This is a genomic window from Maledivibacter halophilus (assembly GCF_900167445.1).
In the GTDB taxonomy this organism is placed as follows: Bacteria; Bacillota; Clostridia; order Peptostreptococcales; family Caminicellaceae; genus Maledivibacter; species Maledivibacter halophilus.
In genome coordinates, this window is sequence record NZ_FUZT01000014.1 from 1 (window position 1) to 18,538 (window position 18,538).

The 18,538-nt window shown below is 33.4% G+C and carries 12 protein-coding genes; all 12 read right to left on the reverse strand.

What is annotated here, in order from left to right; genetic code table 11:
- Positions 1–131: 131 nt before the first annotated feature.
- The 12 genes from B5X81_RS21510 to ilvD all read right to left on the reverse strand — a co-directional run bounded on the left by B5X81_RS21510 (position 132) and on the right by ilvD (position 18,536).
- Complete coding sequence (locus B5X81_RS21510; protein ID WP_079494800.1) at positions 132–1,817, reverse strand: peptide ABC transporter substrate-binding protein; 1,686 nt, start codon at positions 1,815–1,817, stop codon at positions 132–134.
- A gap of 533 nt (positions 1,818–2,350) precedes the next feature.
- Entirely contained in the window at positions 2,351–3,349 is a 999-nt protein-coding gene (locus B5X81_RS21515; protein ID WP_139380429.1) for an ABC transporter ATP-binding protein, read from the reverse strand.
- Complete coding sequence (locus B5X81_RS21520; protein ID WP_170917550.1) at positions 3,349–4,338, reverse strand: ABC transporter ATP-binding protein; 990 nt, start codon at positions 4,336–4,338, stop codon at positions 3,349–3,351. The genes B5X81_RS21515 and B5X81_RS21520 overlap by 1 nt, the downstream gene beginning before the upstream one ends.
- A gap of 45 nt (positions 4,339–4,383) precedes the next feature.
- A complete protein-coding gene (locus B5X81_RS21525; RefSeq protein WP_079494804.1) occupies positions 4,384–5,568 on the reverse strand; it encodes an ABC transporter permease in 1,185 nt (394 codons plus the stop codon).
- Between the two features lie 19 nt (positions 5,569–5,587).
- The gene (locus tag B5X81_RS21530) at positions 5,588–6,508 is read right to left on the reverse strand and encodes an ABC transporter permease (protein WP_079494806.1); all 921 of its coding nucleotides are present in this window, start codon (positions 6,506–6,508) and stop codon (positions 5,588–5,590) included.
- 924 nt (positions 6,509–7,432) lie between these two features.
- On the reverse strand, positions 7,433–9,427 hold the full coding sequence (ligA, locus tag B5X81_RS21535; RefSeq protein WP_079494808.1) for an NAD-dependent DNA ligase LigA: 1,995 nt from the start codon (positions 9,425–9,427) through the stop codon (positions 7,433–7,435).
- A 102-nt stretch (positions 9,428–9,529) separates the two neighbouring features.
- Positions 9,530–11,749, reverse strand: coding sequence for a DNA helicase PcrA (pcrA, locus tag B5X81_RS21540; protein WP_079494810.1), 2,220 nt, complete (start codon positions 11,747–11,749; stop codon positions 9,530–9,532).
- Between the two features lie 585 nt (positions 11,750–12,334).
- On the reverse strand, positions 12,335–13,051 hold the full coding sequence (locus B5X81_RS21545) for a CoA-transferase subunit beta (protein WP_079494812.1): 717 nt from the start codon (positions 13,049–13,051) through the stop codon (positions 12,335–12,337).
- 23 nt (positions 13,052–13,074) lie between these two features.
- The gene (locus tag B5X81_RS21550) at positions 13,075–13,863 is read right to left on the reverse strand and encodes a CoA transferase subunit A (RefSeq protein ID WP_079494814.1); all 789 of its coding nucleotides are present in this window, start codon (positions 13,861–13,863) and stop codon (positions 13,075–13,077) included.
- Positions 13,864–13,879: 16 nt separating this feature from the next.
- Complete coding sequence (locus B5X81_RS21555) at positions 13,880–15,223, reverse strand: CoA-disulfide reductase (RefSeq protein ID WP_079494815.1); 1,344 nt, start codon at positions 15,221–15,223, stop codon at positions 13,880–13,882.
- 110 nt (positions 15,224–15,333) lie between these two features.
- Positions 15,334–16,662 carry a GntP family permease gene (locus B5X81_RS21560; RefSeq protein WP_079494817.1) on the reverse strand — a complete coding sequence of 443 codons (1,329 nt, stop codon included), beginning with the start codon at positions 16,660–16,662 and terminating at the stop codon, positions 15,334–15,336.
- 215 nt (positions 16,663–16,877) lie between these two features.
- On the reverse strand, positions 16,878–18,536 hold the full coding sequence (gene ilvD / locus B5X81_RS21565) for a dihydroxy-acid dehydratase (protein WP_079494818.1): 1,659 nt from the start codon (positions 18,534–18,536) through the stop codon (positions 16,878–16,880).
- Positions 18,537–18,538: the final 2 nt, after the last annotated feature.

Below are 18,538 nucleotides of genomic sequence, written 5' to 3' on the forward strand. Positions count from 1 at the left end.
AAAGCGCCCTTGCCTACAGCTTGTCTTCCCATTAGCTAGGTGACAGGTTTTCTTTCAAACCATCGGCTCGGCAACATGCCTCGCAAACAAAAAAAGGACGGTCATCTACTGACCGTCCTTCTAAAATATTCTTATTTTTCTACATATGCGTTTTTGAAATAAATTGATCCAAGTGGTGATCTGTACCAACCTTTAACATGGGTTCCCATCATCATTGGATGAGTGTAGTAGTAAATTGGCATTACAATTTGATCTTCCATCATTAGATCCTCCGCTTTATGCATTAACTCAGCTGCTTTCTTTTCATCAGCAGTTACTTTTGCTTCATAAATTAACTTATCAAATTCTTCATTTTTCCATTGAGCATCGTTATTACCACTTTCAGATAGGAACATGTCAAGGAATGTCATTGGATGGTTATAGTCTCCTATCCAACCATGTCTAGCAACAGTAAACTCACCATTTTGTCTAGCTGGTATAAATACTCTCCATTCCATATTTTCAAGTTCAACATCAACATTTAAGTTTTTTCTCCACATTTCCTGGATTGCTTCAGCTATTTTCTTATGGTTTTCTTGAGTATTGTACTTAAGACTAACCTTAGGGAATCCTTCTCCATTAGGATATCCAGCTTCAGCTAATAGCTTTTGAGCTTCTTCAACCTCTGCAGCCATTGTATCTACTCCGTAATCTCCACCAACTTCTCTGAAGTCTTCTCCACCAGTCATTATTCCTGGAGGTACATAGCCTGTTGCAGGTAATTGTCCACCTAATGTTACAGTTGTAACTATAGCATTTCTATCTATAGCTTTTGCAAATGCTTTTCTTACTCTAACATCATCAAAAGGCTCCTTCTCTACATTAAATACGTAGAAGTAAGTTCCCAAATAAGGAGCTATAACGAAGTTATCGCTTTCAACTTGAAGTCTTGGAATTTCTTGGTTAGGCACATTATCGATACCATCAAGATTTCCTGCTTCCATAGATGACAATGCTGTAGACTGCTCTGTAATAAATACAAAGTTAAGTTCTTCCAGCTTAACATTTTCATTTCCCCAATAATGTTCGTTTGGAACTAATTTTAAAACATCATTTTGAGTATATGAGGCTAATTTAAAAGGTCCATTTGAAATAGAAGTTTCAGGCTTAAATGCCCACCCTTCAGCATCCTTTGCAACCATATCTTCTCTTACAGGATATAGAGTTGGAAAACCAAAGATTTCAATCATATATGAAGCTGCCGCTTCTAAAGTAACCTCAAATGTCTTTTCGTCAATAACCTTTACTCCTAATTCATCTACTGGCACTTCACCTTTGTAAGCTTTAGTACCATTCTTAATTAGGTCAAATTGATATGCATATTCACAAGCTGTCTCAGGAGTTACTGCTCTTTTCCATGCATATTCATAGTCCTGAGCTGTAACTGGTTTACCATCAGACCATTTGGCATCTTCTCTTATATGGAATGTCCAAACAAGTCCATCTTCACTAATATCCCAGCTCTCAGCTGTTCCTGGAACTGGCTTTAGGTTTTCATCAAATGTAACTAAACCTTCAAACATGTTGGAAATTATTATAGATCCACCAACTGAAGTATTCAATTGTGGGTCTATAGTTTCTGGGTCTGCTTCCAAGTTATAAGTTATTACCTGATCTGCCTTTTCTGACTCTTCAGCTGGTGCTGGCTCTTCTGCTTCAGTTTTCTCTTTTTCTCCTTCATCGGCTGGTGCAGGCTCGTTTGAATTCTGAGCACAGCCAACAAATGCTGAAACAACTAAAGCCAACACTAATAATAATGCGAAGCTTCTTTTAAACAAATTAAATCCCCTCCTAATTTTTTGTTTATCTTATAAGTAGTAAAAATTACTCTACTACTTATTAACAAAAATAATGTAAATTTAAAATCTCTCTATATTTTTCAAATTTGGTATCAAAGATAAACAATTTTAAGGTTTAATAAATTTGAAAACTTAGTGCTGTCTATTTATACTCACCAGTTATAACAATATTGTTTTTAACAATAAAATTATGACTAATAAAACAGTATCTTTATCTTTTAGAAACTAGTATTTTTTAATAATAAACACTTCTACATAGAACATATAAATAATATTATTCTATATGAAATAAAAAATTCCTTCTTATATTTTAAATATATTTAATAAAATCTTGAATATGTTAAATGATTTATATATTTAATTTTTCCAATACAATCTTTAACATATAAGCTAATATCTATTATAACTCTATCGAAATTTATGTAAAGACTTTAATTTATACAGACCAAAACCCCTTAATAACACTAGGTATTCTGATAAGTATAAATTAAGTCTTACTATATATTTCTATATTATTTATCATTTAAATGACAAGCACACATATGTCCTCCACCAATATCCTTTAGCTCAGGTTCTTCCTCGGCACATATAGGCATAGCATATCTACATCTTGTTCTAAACCTACATCCAGAAGGAGGATTAATTGGACTTGGCACATCACCTTCTAATATAATCCTCTTCTTTGCCTTAGTTACATCAGGATCAGGAATAGGAATAGCTGATAAAAGTGCTTTAGTATATGGATGGGTAGGCTTGTTATAAAGCTCCTTACTTTCTGCTACCTCCACAAGCTTTCCTAAATACATAACCCCTATTCTATCGGAAATATGCTTAACCATTGATAAATCATGGGCTATAAAAAGATATGTTAGACCCATTTCACTTTGTAAATCTTCAAGCATATTAACAACTTGGGCTTGAATAGATACATCAAGGGCAGAAATAGGTTCATCACAAATTATAAAATCCGGTTCAACTGCTAGGGCTCTTGCAATTCCTATACGTTGCCTTTGTCCTCCACTAAACTCATGGGGATATCTACTTGCATGGTCCTTACCTAATCCCACAGTTTGCAGTAAATTGTAAATAATCTCCTGTCTTTCCTTTCCAGATGCAAGTCCATGGATATCCAATGGTTCTCCAATTATATCAGAAACTGTCATCCTTGAGTTTAATGAAGCATAAGGGTCTTGAAATATCATCTGCATTCTCTTTCTAAAGGGTTTAACATGATTTTGACCCATCTTTCCTATTTCAGCACCATCAAATATAACTTCTCCATCTGTCAGGTCATATAATCTTATAATAGTTCTTCCAGTTGTAGATTTACCACATCCTGATTCTCCAACCAGTCCTAAGGTTTCACCTTTTTTAATATGGAAGCTTATGTTATCTACAGCTTTAACATATTGTATCTCTTTTCCCATTAGACCTTTCCTAATAGGAAAATATTTTTTTAAATTTTTAACTTCCAATAAAACATCATTGTTTTTCATATTTAATTCACTCATTATGCTGTCCCCCTTTTAACACCTGTATCGACCTTAACCTTTGGTGCTTCTTCATGTAACAGCCAGCACATTGATCTATGACCCTTGCTGACTTCAAAATAAGGTGGACGATGCTCCATACAAATTTTCATAGAATAAGGGCATCTTGATGCAAATGGACATCCTTTAGGGGGTTTAATAAGATCCGGTGGAGTTCCTTCAATTGGAACTAATCTTTTCTTTTCACCTAAATCAAGTCTTGGTATTGATTTGAGAAGTCCCATGGTATAAGGATGTTTAGGCTCATAGAATATTTCCTGGGATGTCCCTTCTTCCATTATCAATCCACCATACATAACCACAATCCTGGAACATACATCGGCAACTACTCCTAAATCATGGGTTATGAGGATAATTGATGTATTGATTTTATCCTTTAAGTCCTTCATAAGCTCAAGAATTTGAGCCTGAATAGTAACATCAAGGGCAGTAGTAGGCTCATCAGCTATTAATAAATCTGGCTGACATGATAATGCTATAGCTATCATAGCCCTTTGTCTCATTCCTCCACTAAATTCATGGGGATAGTTTTTAATTCTGTCCTCAGGGGAAGGAATACCAACAAGCTCCAGCATCTCTATAGCCTTCTTCCTAGCTTCAGATTTACTGAGACCCTGATGTCTTCTTATTGCTTCCATTATTTGATCCCCAATTGTATAAACGGGATTAAGGGATGTCATAGGATCTTGAAATATCATAGCAATTTCATTACCTCTAATTGACATCATTTCCTTATCTGATTTTTTAACTATATCTTCACCTTTAAAAAGAATTTCTCCACTTTTGATTTTTCCGGGATATTGTAAGAGTCTCATAACAGACATAGATGTAACACTTTTACCACTTCCAGATTCTCCAACTATCCCTATGGCTTCACCTTTATCTACGGTAAAACTAACTCCACGAACTGCCTGTACTTCACCAACATGTATAAAAAACGAAGTTTTCATGTCCTTAACTTCTAATAGTTTTTCTGACAAAATAATCCCCCCTTCCTATTTACGTAAACGTGGGTCTAACGAGTCTCTTAACCCATCACCCAAGAAGTTGAATGCAAGCATAGTTATACATATAGCTAGAGATGGGAAGAAAAGCAAGTATGGATAAGAACGAAGTCCTCCCAAAGCATCGTTACAAAGAGTTCCCCATGATGCCATAGGTGCCGATACACCAAGTCCGATAAAGCTCAAGAAGGCCTCAGTAAATATAGCCCTTGGAATCATCATGGTCATAGTGACAATTATTGGCCCCATTGCATTTGGAATAAGATGTCTTATTAATATCCTCCAGGTATCTGCTCCCAAAGTTTTAGCAGCTAGAACAAATTCCTGTTCCTTTAAACTGTAAATTTGACCTCTAACAATACGTGCCATTTGCACCCAGTAAATGGTACCCAAAGTGATTATTATACTTTTCAAGCCTGAACCTATAACAACCATAATAAGTATAACGTATAAAACCAATGGAATTGTACTAATAATATCAACAATACGCATCATTATATTATCAACTTTACCACCTAAATAACCTGATGTACCTCCATATAAAACTCCTATAGTAAAATTAACTATTGCTGCTATAAATCCTATTAAAAGAGAAATACGAGCACCATATATAACTCTTATTAAAACATCTCTTCCCAATTCATCTGTACCAAAAATAAATCTTTTATTAAATACCTTTTTATAAGGACTTATTACCGTCCCATCTTTTTTCTTTATTTGAGTAGGCTTTTCACTAAAGTCTACTATTACCTCTTCACCATTGACTTCATAGGTCTGATATTTTTTCATAACATTATTCTCTATTGGTGCAAGTTTTTCCTTAATTTCTCCCTTTTCTGTAACTGTATATAACCTCAAGGCTTTATGCAAATATACATAATTATTCTCATCTACTTGATGTATCTCAAATCTATGGGGTATACTGGCTAAATTCAAGTCTTGATCATAATAGGCATATGGTGACACTAAGGGTCCAAAGACAGCTATAATTATAAGTAAAATAATAGTGAATAATCCAGCCATTGAAGCCTTATTGAGTTTTAATCTTCTCCAAGCATCCTGCCAATACGTTAAGCTAGGTCTACTTATTTCATCACCTTTTTTCACTTGTTCTTGAACTTTTTCCCATAAATCAGGGGTAAAATTTATATTATCTGTTACACTTGTTTTATTCATAAGTCAGTCTAACCCTCCCTTAATCGTGAACTCTTATACGTGGGTCTATTAATCCATAAAGTAAATCAACAATTAAAATCATAATCATCAAAAACGCCGCATAGAAAATTGTAACTCCCATAATTGTAGGATAATCTCTATTAGTTATACTTATAACAAAATATCTGCCCATACCAGGCAAAGCAAATATCCTCTCAACTACAAATCCACCTGTCAAAATACCTGCAACTAAAGGTCCAACATAGGATACAACTGGTATAATAGCATTTCTTAAGGCATGTTTAAATATAACTATACCCTCTGATAATCCCTTAGCTCTAGCGGTTCTTATATAATCCTGCTGAAGAACTTCAAGCATTGTGGAACGAGTCAGCCTTGCCACAAAGGATAGAGAATATCCAGATAATGCTATAGTAGGAAGTATCCATCCCCTTGGGTCCTTAACCCCGAAGGTTGGAACCCAGCCTAACTTAAGGGCAAATATATACAATAATACCGTGGCTATAACAAAGTTTGGTATTGTAATCCCCAATGTGGCACCAAACATGACCAGATTATCCTGCCATTTATACTGTTTCAATGCCGATATTACCCCAGCCGGTATTCCCAATAAAAGTATTAATAAAACTGCATAGGTTCCTACCCTAGCTGAAATTGGAAATCCTTCTACTATAAATTCATTTACCCTTCTTCCTTCATAAACATAAGAAGGTCCTAAATCTAATTTTAATACTCCACCTACATAATTAATATACTGTTTCCATAATGGATCATTTAAGTGATATTTCTCATTTAAAGCTTCTTCAATAGCTGGTGGTAACTTTTTCTCCCTTGTGAAAGGTCCACCTGGTACTGCATGCATTAAAAAGAAGGTTACTGTTATAATTAATAATAAAGTAATAAATAAAGAAATTAACCTGTTTGCAAGAAATCTAAGCAATATTTACACTCCCTTCAAAAATTATATTATAAACCATATAAACTACTATACTTAATATCAATAATAAAATATCACAAAACACCTCCCTTTACTCCCTTTAAATAATTATTTGAATCAAGGTATCTATGAATCCTTTGAAATATTTAAAAGATTTTGATTTATAAGACCTTAAATTTACCTTTCAATTTGTTTCACTATATTCAGCCCTAAACACAAAAACAAATTCACACATTCTTTGTACTAATCCAAAATCCATAAAAATAATTTATATAATTTCATCATCAGAAAATTTATAAATATCCAATTTGGAAAAAGTAAATCCGATAGGTGAATTGTATAAGATTTGATTTATTGTTAAAATAATTATATGTAAAAAAAATCTTTTAAGATATACTCATGATATATTAAATTGTCTTAAAATTCAATGTTTTGATTGTATTAATAAATTTAAATATTTGTAACAATTAATGTAAATATTGATATTACAATATATAATCTCTAAACTCCTCTTGCTTTAGACTTTGTTTATTTTATTATTTATTTGATTATTTTAAAAATTACAGTTTTCATATAAACTTCTTTCAAATTTATTTATAATCTATCTTCTTCTATTTTCTTGATTAAAATTTTCTTTTAATATTCTTCTTTAATGCAGTAAATTAAATTATTTGGCTCATTAATGTTTCTTTAAACACAGATATAGATATATTTTGTTTATTTATATCTAGTTAATGTATTATTATACATTATAAAAAGGACTATGAAATAAATTGAGAAACTTGCATAATTAACATTATTAATTTTAAAATACAATATTCAGATAACTTACCTGACTCTCTCTACTACATTTTGTATTTTAAAATTCTTTATATGTATTATACAATTTCCTCATTTATTAAAATCTCATAGTCTTGTAAATTTTTATTATATTAATTTGTTAAATTCTTCTTCTGTAATTATCTTTACTCCAAGCTTATTTGCTTTATCCAGCTTTGAACCAGGATTTTCACCAGATAATACGTAGGAAGTTTTTTTACTTACGCTTCCCGTTACCTTTCCTCCTAAACCTTCTATTATTTCCTTAGCTTCTTTTCTAGAATAGCTTGCCAAGGTACCAGTAAGAACAAAGGTCATTCCTTCAAACTTTAGGTCAATATTTTCCACATTCTTTTTCTTACTTTCCATGTTAACCCCTACTGACTTCATTTTTTCAATTACTCTAATATTTTCTTCATCATGAAAAAATGCAACAATACTCTTTGCCATCTTGGGTCCTATCTCATCTATAGCTGTAATTTCCTCTTCACTTGCATGGGCTAATCTATCCATACTTTTAAAGTTATCAGCAATTAGCTTTGCAGCTTTTAAACCAACATGTTTAATTCCAAGGGCATTTACAAGTCTTCCCAAATCATTTTCTTTAGATTTTTCTATAGCATCCAATAGATTTTCTACAGATTTTTCTCCCATCCGTTCTAAATTAATAAGCTTTTCTTTCTTCTCCTTTAAATAATATAGATCACCAGGGTCTTTTATGAATCCATTATCTAATAGCATTGTAACTAAAGCTTCACCTAAACCATCGATGTCCATGGCATCCCTAGAAACAAAATGTATAATTCCCCTTCTCAGCTGGGCAGGACATGCTATATTTATACATCTTAATGCAACTTCTCCCTCTAATCTTACTGTCTTTTCTCCACATTCAGGACATTGATCGGGCAAAACGTATTTCTCTTCCTCTCCTGTTCTCTTTTCTTTAATTACCCTTACAACCTCTGGGATTACATCTCCAGCCTTATGTATTATTACTGTATCGTTAATTCTTATATCCTTCATATCTATAAAATCCTGATTATGCAGAGTAGCCCTACTTACAAGGGATCCTGCAACCCTAACTGGCTGTAGTATAGCCGTAGGAGTTATTGCTCCTGTTCTTCCAACTTGAGTTATTATATCCTTTACTACTGTTTCCTTTTCCTCCGCTGGAAATTTAAAGGCTATAGCCCATCTAGGGCTCTTAGCTCTAGTACCTAATATCTTTCTTTGGGATAAATCATTTACTTTTATTACAAGTCCATCTATTTCATAGGACAAGTCATGCCTTTTTTCCTGCCACTTTCCACAGAGATCTATCACTTCATTGATATTTTTACATATTTTATATTCAGAAGTTTTAAAGCCAATTTTCTTAAGATATTCTAAACTCTCGGAATGCTTATTTATATTAATATCACCCATAGACAATATATTAAAAACAAATATATCTAAAGGTCTTGAGGCCACAATTTTAGAATCAAGCTGTCTTAAGGAGCCGGCAGCAGCATTCCTTGGATTTGCAAAAACAGATTCTCCATTTTCCTCCTGCCTTTTATTTAGCTCTGCAAATTTTTCTTTGGGGATATACACCTCTCCCCTTACTTCTATATCAATTTCCTTCTTTAGTTTTAAGGGAATAGATCTTATTGTTTTAAGGTTTTTAGTTATCTCCTCACCTACTGCGCCATCACCCCTTGTTGCTCCTCTTACAAATCGTCCATTTTCATATTTTAAGGCAACGGATAATCCATCTATCTTATACTCAACCACATATTCTACATTGTCTCCTACTTCTTTTTTTATTCTTCTGTCAAAATCTATTAAATCCTTATCATCATAGGAGTTGCTAAGGCTTAATAGAGGTACTGTATGGGTGACCTGATCAAATTTTGATAAGGGCTGTCCTCCTACTCTTTGACTTGGAGAATCGTCGGTTTTTAGCTGAGGAAACTTTTCTTCTAAGTCCATAAGCTCCTTCATTAGCATATCATATTCATAATCAGTTATTTCAGGAGCATCTAATACATGATATCTATGATTGTGATAGTTAATTTCCTTTGTAAGTTCTTTTATTCTATTCTTGGCTTGATTTTCATTCATAGGATAATCTCCTTTCGCAATAAGTTGTAAGTTCCAAGTTCTAAGTATTTAGGTCAATTCACTTTTGTTTTTTTCTTAAAACTCTCAACTTGGAACTTTGAACTAATTTACTATTTCAATAGGTGCAAAACCCAGCATCAGTTTTTTTATTCCCTGTTGGTCAAAGGCTATTGTAAGCTCTGCTTTATCTCCACTTCCATTTATACTGATAATAGTTCCCTGTCCAAATTTCTTATGATTCACCTTTGTTCCCGGTTTAATATCCGAAGAATTAGCACTATTTTTAGGCTTATTAGGCGTTGTATTTTCCTTAGGTTTTTTCCAGCTTATCATATGGCTGTTGGCATAGGAACTAATATCACTTTCCTGAAAGCGAATATGCTTTTTCTTGGGAATCACTTCTCCCATATCCAATAAATCCTGGGGTATATCATCTAAAAAGCGGGAGGCCGGATTAACATTAGTTCGTCCATATAAGGTTCTCATTGATGCATGGGTTAAATAAAGCTCTTCCTTTGCTCTAGTTATACCAACATAGCATAGTCTTCTTTCTTCTTCTAATTCATCGTCCTCTATCAATGATCTTTTCCCTGGAAATACACCATCCTCCATTCCCACCATAAATACTACTGGAAATTCTAGGCCCTTTGCACTATGAAAGGTCATTAAAGTTACTGTATTTTCTTCATTCTCAAGATTATCCAAATCAGAGCTCAAGGATATATTACCTAAAAACTCTTCCAAAGTATTAATCTCAGAGGTATTTTCAAATTCCATGGCCACAGACATAAATTCTCCAAGGTTTTCTATTCTAGTTCTGGCTTCAATGGTATTTTCCTCTTTCAATTCCTCTAAATATCCCGTTTCATTAAGTACATTTTCTATTATCTCTGTTACTCTATAATCATTCTTATTTACAATATATTTTGTCACCACATCTAAAAAAGAATTCATACCAGCTGTTACTCTTTTAGAAAAGCCTCCTATTTCATTAATATCTAGCATTGTATTAAAGAGCTTTTCTCCCCTTTCATTGGCTATAGCTCTGAGTTTTTCAATTGTCTTATTTCCTATTCCCCTCTTTGGTGTATTAATCACCCTTAATAAGCTCACATCATCTATAGGATTTTGGATTACCCTTAAATAGGCTATTATGTCCTTTATTTCTTTTCTATCATAGAACTTAAGACCTCCAAAGATTCTATAGGGTATACTCTCCTTCATTAGTGAGTCCTCTATTACACGGGACTGGGCATTAGTTCTGTAAAGAACAGCAAAATCCCAAAACTTTCTTTTGTCGTATTTTACCTTCTTTTCGATTTCCCTAACAACAAAATCTGCTTCGTCCCGTTCAGTTTGTCCTTTGTAATAATTGATTTTCTCACCCTGGCCATTGGCGGTCCACAGTCTTTTATTTTTTCTTCCCATGTTTTCCTTTATTACATTATTTGCTGCATCCAGTATTGTTTTACTAGAACGATAGTTTTGTTCAAGCTTTATCACCACTGCATCGGTAAAATCCTTTTCAAAGTCCAGGATATTCCTTATGTCTGCTCCCCTAAACTTATAAATTGACTGGTCATCGTCACCTACTACACATAGATTCCTATGAATTTTTGCCAGCTTACCTATAAGTGTATATTGTGCCTTATTAGTATCCTGGTATTCATCCACCATTATGTATTCAAATTTTCTTTGATAAAAATCTAAAACCTCAGGATTTCTTTCAAAAAGTTCTATGGTTTTTAATATCAAATCATCAAAGTCCAAGGCATTATTACTTACCAGCTTTTTTTGATAGAGTTCGTAAATATCACAGATTTTCCTCAGCTGAAAATCTGTATAATAGAGATTACTGTATTTTTCTGGAGTAAGAAGCTTGTCCTTAGCATCCCCAATAACATTTTGTACATATTTTATAGGACATGATTTTTCATCAACATTGAGCTCCTTTAGACATTCCTTTATAACTGTTCTTTGGTCTGCTGTATCGTATATGACAAAATCCCTAGTATAATCTATTTTATCTATATCCCTTCTAAGTATCCTTACACAAGCCGAGTGAAATGTGCTAATCCACATCTTTGAAGCAACTGACCCTATTAAACTTTCTACCCTTTCCTTCATTTCCTTTGCTGCCTTATTGGTAAAGGTTATAGCCAATATATTTCCTTCATAGACATTTTTTTCTTCTATTAAATATGCTATTCTATGGGTAAGTACCCTGGTTTTTCCCGATCCTGCTCCTGCTAAAATTAATAAAGGGCCCTTTGTCTTCTCAACGGCCTTTCTTTGCATTTCATTCAAGGTTGATATATCCATTATTTTTCTCCTTTCAAAATATCTCAACAAATAATAATTTTCTAAGATAATATTATATTATTTCATAATCATATGCAAATGTTTGTTCGTACCATTTTCTTCTTTATATACCTTCTTGTATTATTATCTAAAAATTATTCACTTATAGCAAGTAAAATAATCGAAAAAACTTGTATATTAATAATTAAATCTAAGCCATATAAAAAATCCATTAAGAATAGAAATATATTGATGAAATTTCAGAAAAAATAAGAACTAAAAAATTAGCTCTTATTTTGATCATATAATCAACATCATCTCTTTCCACAAGATAATCGATATGTACATTATAAACATTAAAAATACTAAATTTAATAAAAAGTTCCTTTATTTCCTTTGTTTTAAAATTTTTTGATTTTTAAATTTATATCTTTTATTTTTCCAACCATAATCTCAGCCACCATTAATAATTATTATTTTAAGCTTCTGACCATAAATTACTAATATTTTACTATGTAAATAATATAACCTCAAATACTATTGTTAATCTCTTTTTCTTTTGAAAATGAAAACAAAGGGACAAGTTCTCTGTCCCTTTGTCCCTCTTTAAAACTCTATCTCTCTAATTTTTTCCGGATCAATTTTATCCAGTAAATCCATCTCTTCCTTAGTAGGCTCTTCTTCATAAACAATTTCATCATATCTTATTTCAAAGCCAGTATTTTCTATTATTTCCTCTAAAGAAGAGTTTTTGAATATTCTATCCAATTTCAATCCTTCTTCATCCTTTTTGAATATACATAGGGGTGTAAAAATATATTCAATATTTCCCTGGGTTGTTACAAAATCACATTTTTCAACAAAGGTTCTTTTATTATGCTTTGTTCTCCAGATAAAAGCTTTTTTTACCGTTGGAACTAAAACTGCACTTCCTGCTCCACCGGGAAGTCTTACCTTAGGTTTATTGAAATCACCAATTGCGCTTACATTCAATCTTCCCTTTACATCTATTTGCACTCCACTTAAAAAGGCAACATCAAGCTCTCCCCTTGCAGATAAATCAAATATATCCGTTAAGGTGAACATGCTAGCACATCCCTCAATAAGCTCGGGACCATCGGTGGATTTTTCAAGTTTCTTTGGCTTGGTATTTACGCCTCCTGCTATATTTAAATATACCAGCTTTGGAGCATATGAATTTTTTGCCAGCATGGTTGCCACCATAGGAACTGGTGAAGCAACACCATGAAATACCTTTTCATTGTTTTTCAAACGTCTTGCAATGGCAACAACCATCATATCGGCTACTGAATATTGACTCATTATAATAACATCTCCTTTTAATACTAATAAGTGTTAACAAAATCCAGGATATATTCTTTAGATTTTATTTTCTTAAATTCATCTAATTTTTTACGATCTATATCGTAAAAGCCCGCACAGCTTCCTGGTTTTGCTCCACCTGGAATTTCAACAACACAGGTTGTTAAAAAATCTTGTATATCTGTACGTTCCGGGCAATCAGTAAATTCCTTTGTATCAACAATCCTTTCACAGGTTATAATAACCTTTTTGGCTGCCTTCGCCATTATTGCATCCTCATACTTAGGTCCTAAAATTCTGGCATTTCCATATATATCGGCTTCCTGAACATGTATAATTGCCACATCGGGTTTTATTGCCTGAGCTGCAATTAATTCCTCTCCAGTATAGGGGTCTTTTACAAATTTAAATCCCCTAGCTTCTATCAAATCACTTCCCACCATTCCCCTTACCGGCATAAAGGGAACTCCTTGAACAGCAGCTCTTAGTCCCGATATAACTGTATAACAGGCATGCTCCTTAGCCTCAACCTTTCCACCTTCAACGGCCTTTCTATAATGATTACACAATCCGTATTCTGTTTCATAACTAATATATCCTGCTGCAACTGCCTTTACAGCATCTACAGCACATAAAATATCAACATCATGTGCTCCTGCTGTTTTTATCAGCTCAAGATTCTTCCTACCCTGTTTTATGATTTCCCTTACAGCAGCATGGGATACCCTGTGAAGGACATTGCCTCCTATAGCTACTATATCTCCATCCTTTATAATACCAATGGCCTTTTCTATTGAAGTTACTTTACTCAATTTAATCCAACTCCTTTTATTTACTTAAAATCACATTAGCTGCTATTTGTACTGCATCCCATACATAAGCAAAGGGAGGGGCATAACATAAATCTAAATTTGATACTTCCCTGGCTGTATATTTAGCATCAATAATTGTAGAAAATATATCGGTTCTAAGGGCAGCACCCTTTTCTCCAACTAATTGGGCTCCCAAAATAGTTTTTGTGTTTTTTTCATAAACGATCTTTATGGATATCATCTTTTGATTTGGATAATAGGGTGCATGGGATGGTGCCTTCACAAAGACCGTTTCATAATCAATATTATTTTCCCTTGCTTCCTTTTCACTGACACCTGTTCTTCCAACCTCTAAATCAAATACTTTAATTGCTGCTGTTCCTATTGCCCCTGGAAACTCTCTATTTTCTCCTAAAATATTTTCACCTATTATTTTACCTTGCTTATTGGCATTGGTTCCAAGGGGAAGATATACATTTTTATTAAGTATTTTATGATAAATAAGTGAACAATCTCCACCGGCATATATATCTTTGATATTGGTTTCCATTTTTTTATTGGTTATTACTGCCCCATTTCTTGCCAATTCTACATCTGTATTTTTAAGAAAATTTGTATTAGGCCTTACACCAGCAGCAACAATAACAGCATCAACATTGTACTGCCCTTTATCACTTATTACTTGAGAAACTTTATCTTCGCCTATCATCTCTTTTATGGCTTCAGATAACCTGACACTCACATTATTTTCTTCTAATTTTTTATGGATAATATCTGATATTTCTTCATCTACTGAGCTCAATAGAAGATTTTTCATTTCAACTATTGTAACCTTTTTATTTATCTCTGCACATGCTTCAACCATTTCAAGTCCAATATATCCTGCTCCAATAATCAATACATTTTTTATATTGTCATCTGATAAATATTCTTTAATTTTATCTGCATCTTCTATTGTTTTTAATGTAAAAACATTTTCATATTTTCTTTTTATATTTTTTATAGGCGGAATAATAGGAGAAGCCCCTGAAGCAATTATCAATTTGTCAAATTTTTCCCTAAGCTCAGTTTTATTCAATATGTTATAGACAACAACTTCCTTTTCCTCCATATTAACTTCTTTGACTTCATGAAGAATTCTTACATCTATATTTTGTTTTCTAAATTCCTCCGGTGTTCTAATCCTAAGTAAATTAACATCTTCATTTACATTTGAAACATAATAAGGAAGACCGCAAGCGCCATAAGATGTTTCTATTCCCTTTTCAAAAACTATAATTTCAGCATTAGGATTTCCCCTTTTGATTTTAGATGCAGCCGACATTCCTGTGGCCACACCTCCAATTACAACTATTTTCATCTTCCATTCTCCTCATATCAAAGTATTAGTAAATAAAATTATCTATATTTGTTAAAAACAGAGACTACCCCTAGGGCAGTCCCATAAATTAAGCCTAAATTTTAATAGGTTTAAATAAAGATACTCAATATATATATAAATACCAAACTTATGACTGCTTCTATTGCGCATACTAATGTATAGGTTTTCAAGCCTCCACTTGTAGTTAATCCTGCAATCTTAGCTGTAATCCAAAACCCACTGTCATTCACATGTGCAGCCATTAATGTTCCTGAAAATGCAGCTAAAGCCAATAAAACCGGATTTACACCAAGGCTGCTTGCTGCTGGAGCAATTAAACTAGCTGCTGTAATCATAGCAACAGTTCCTGATCCCTGGGCAAACTTCAATAATGCCGCTGTAAGCCATACAAAAAGTATTGCTGGTATACTATATTTTGCTATCCCTGATGCTAAAATATCTCCTACACCTACGGTCTTAAGAACATTTCCCAATGCTCCACCTGCACCAGTAATAAGAAGTACCACACCTGAATTTCCCAGAGCTTTACCTATAGCTTTCTCAGTTGCTTCCTTTCCAATATATCCTTGAGATACAAAGAAAATAAATATTAAACCGATTAATAATGCAATATTTTTATTTGATATAAACTGGATAACCTCTGGCACTTCACCATTAATGGCTTTTGTTACCGTACCAAGTAAAATTAAAAGTACTGGTAATAAAATAGGTGTTATTGATGTTAAAAATCCTGGAGTTTTTTCTACATTTGCAACGGTTTCTTCAACAAAGGATTTATCTTCATCAACCTCTGGTTTCCAGAAGTTCTTTCTTGATAAAAAGAATTTCTCATAAACAAATAATGATAAAAAGAAGGTTGGAATTGCAACAATAAGTCCCCAAAGTAATGTTGTTCCAATATTAAGTCCCAAAATTTCACTACCTGTCATTGGTCCAGGTGTAGGTGGAATAAATGTATGGGCTATTCCCAATCCTGCCACCAATGCACCAGCAAAGTAAGGCAATGTTTTAGCTACTTTACTCATGCTTCTTGCTAAAGGCATTAATATAACATATCCTACATCATAAAATACTGGAATGGATACAGCAAGTCCTGTTAAACCCAAGGCATAATCGGATTTTTCCTTGCTAACTAAACTAAGCATTTTATTTGCAATGACCTGAACTCCTCCAGTTTCAGCAATTAACTGACCAATCATAACTCCAAAGCCAACACTTAAACCAACACCTGTCATTGTGCCCCCAAAGCCTGCAGAAATAACTCCAATTGTTTCATTTGGACTGATTTTACATGAAATACCCATAAATAGAGCACCTAATACTAATGAAACAGCGGGATTTAATTTTAGCTTCAATATTAATAGTAGAATTAAACCTATTGTTAAAAACAGCATCAATAGAACCATAGAGCCTGACATAAAAATCCTCCTTTAAAATAGAAAGTTTTATTAATTGATTTTAAAAAAAGTTAAATTTTTTGAAAAATATTTTTCCAAAATGGTCTTGAAAAGGATTTCCTCAGTCATACTTAAAACTATTCCTCTTTTATTTGACACCCCTATGTCAAGGTTTTATTTATATTTTGGTAGGAAATAAAGGAATAATACTAATCCCTTTATCTCCCATTTTAAAATTATTCAACAACCGCACCGTAACTAGCACTTTTAACAAGTTTAGAATATCTTGTTAAATAGCCTTTTTTAACCTTAGGTTCAGGTCTTACCCATTTTTCCCTTCTTGCTTTTAGCTCTTTATCGCTTATTCTAATATTTAAAGATCTATTAGGAATATCAATATCGATTATGTCTCCATCTTCTATTAAAGCAATTGGTCCACCTTCTGCTGCTTCAGGGGAAACATGACCTATGGAAGCTCCCCTCGTTGCACCTGAAAATCTTCCATCAGTTATAAGGGCAACTTCTTTATCAAGTCCTACTCCAGCAATAGAAGCCGTTGGTGTAAGCATTTCCCTCATTCCTGGACCACCCTTTGGACCTTCATACCTTATAATTACAACATCTCCAGCTTTAATTTTATTGGATAAAATAGCTTCTACAGCATCTTCTTCCAAGTCAAATACACGTGCCACACCTGAATATACAAGCATTTCCTTTGCAACTGCAGATTGTTTCACAATAGCACCTTCAGGAGCTAAATTACCCTTTAATACAGCTATTCCTCCCTCAGGATAATATGGATCCTCTAAAGAACGAATTACCTCTCTATCCCTTACAGCAGTCTCCTTTAGATTTTCCCTTACTGTTTTCCCAGTTACTGTCATCTCATCTAAATTAATTAAATTATGATCCGCAAGCTCCTTTATAACTGCTTGTGTCCCGCCTGCACGGTATAAATCTTCTATTAGATGACTTCCACCTGGGCTAAAGCTACATATTCTTGGAACCTTTTTACTTATTTCATCAAATAACTCTAAACTAATATTCGCATTTGCTTCATGAGCAATGGCAAGTAAATGTAATACCGTATTTGAAGACCCTCCAATCGCCATATCTACTACTATCGCATTAAGTATTGCTTCTTTTGTTAATATTTTAGATGGTTTAATATCATCTTTAATAAGCTTCATTATCTGTTGTCCCGTTTTTTTAGCTAAAGCTTTTCTTTTAGCCAAATATGCAGGTATTGTTGAATTCCATGGCAGTGACATTCCAAGAACTTCTGATAGAATGTTCATAGAATTAGCTGTTCCCAATAATCCACAGGCCCCACATCCTGGAGTAGCTTCATTTTCAAAATCAGATAATTCTTCAATTGTCATCTTTCCTGCTGCAACCTTGCCAACTGCTTCATAGCATTTTGATCCATCAATACGTTTTCCGTTCCAGTAACCTCCATACATAACACCGCCAGATATTAATATTGAAGGTATGTCCAATCTTGCAGCTGCTATCATCATTCCCGGTGTTATCTTATCACAGTTTGTAACCATTACTAGAGCATCTAATTGATGACCTTCAGCCATGGATTCTATTGAATCTGCAATTAATTCACGGCTGGCAAGGGGATATCTCATGCCGGAATGTCCCATGGCAATACCGTCACAAAGGGCTATAACAGGAAATTCTACTGGTGTACCTCCTTCAGATGAAACACCTAATTTAACCATATCAGTAATTTCATTTAAATGAACATGTCCAGGGTTAACTTCATTAAAGGAATTAACAATTCCAACTAAGGGTTTCTTTAAATCTTCATCGGATAATCCTGTTGCTTTTAGTAAAGATCTTTGAGTAGCTCTTTTATAGCCTGATTTGACTTGATCACTTCTCATCT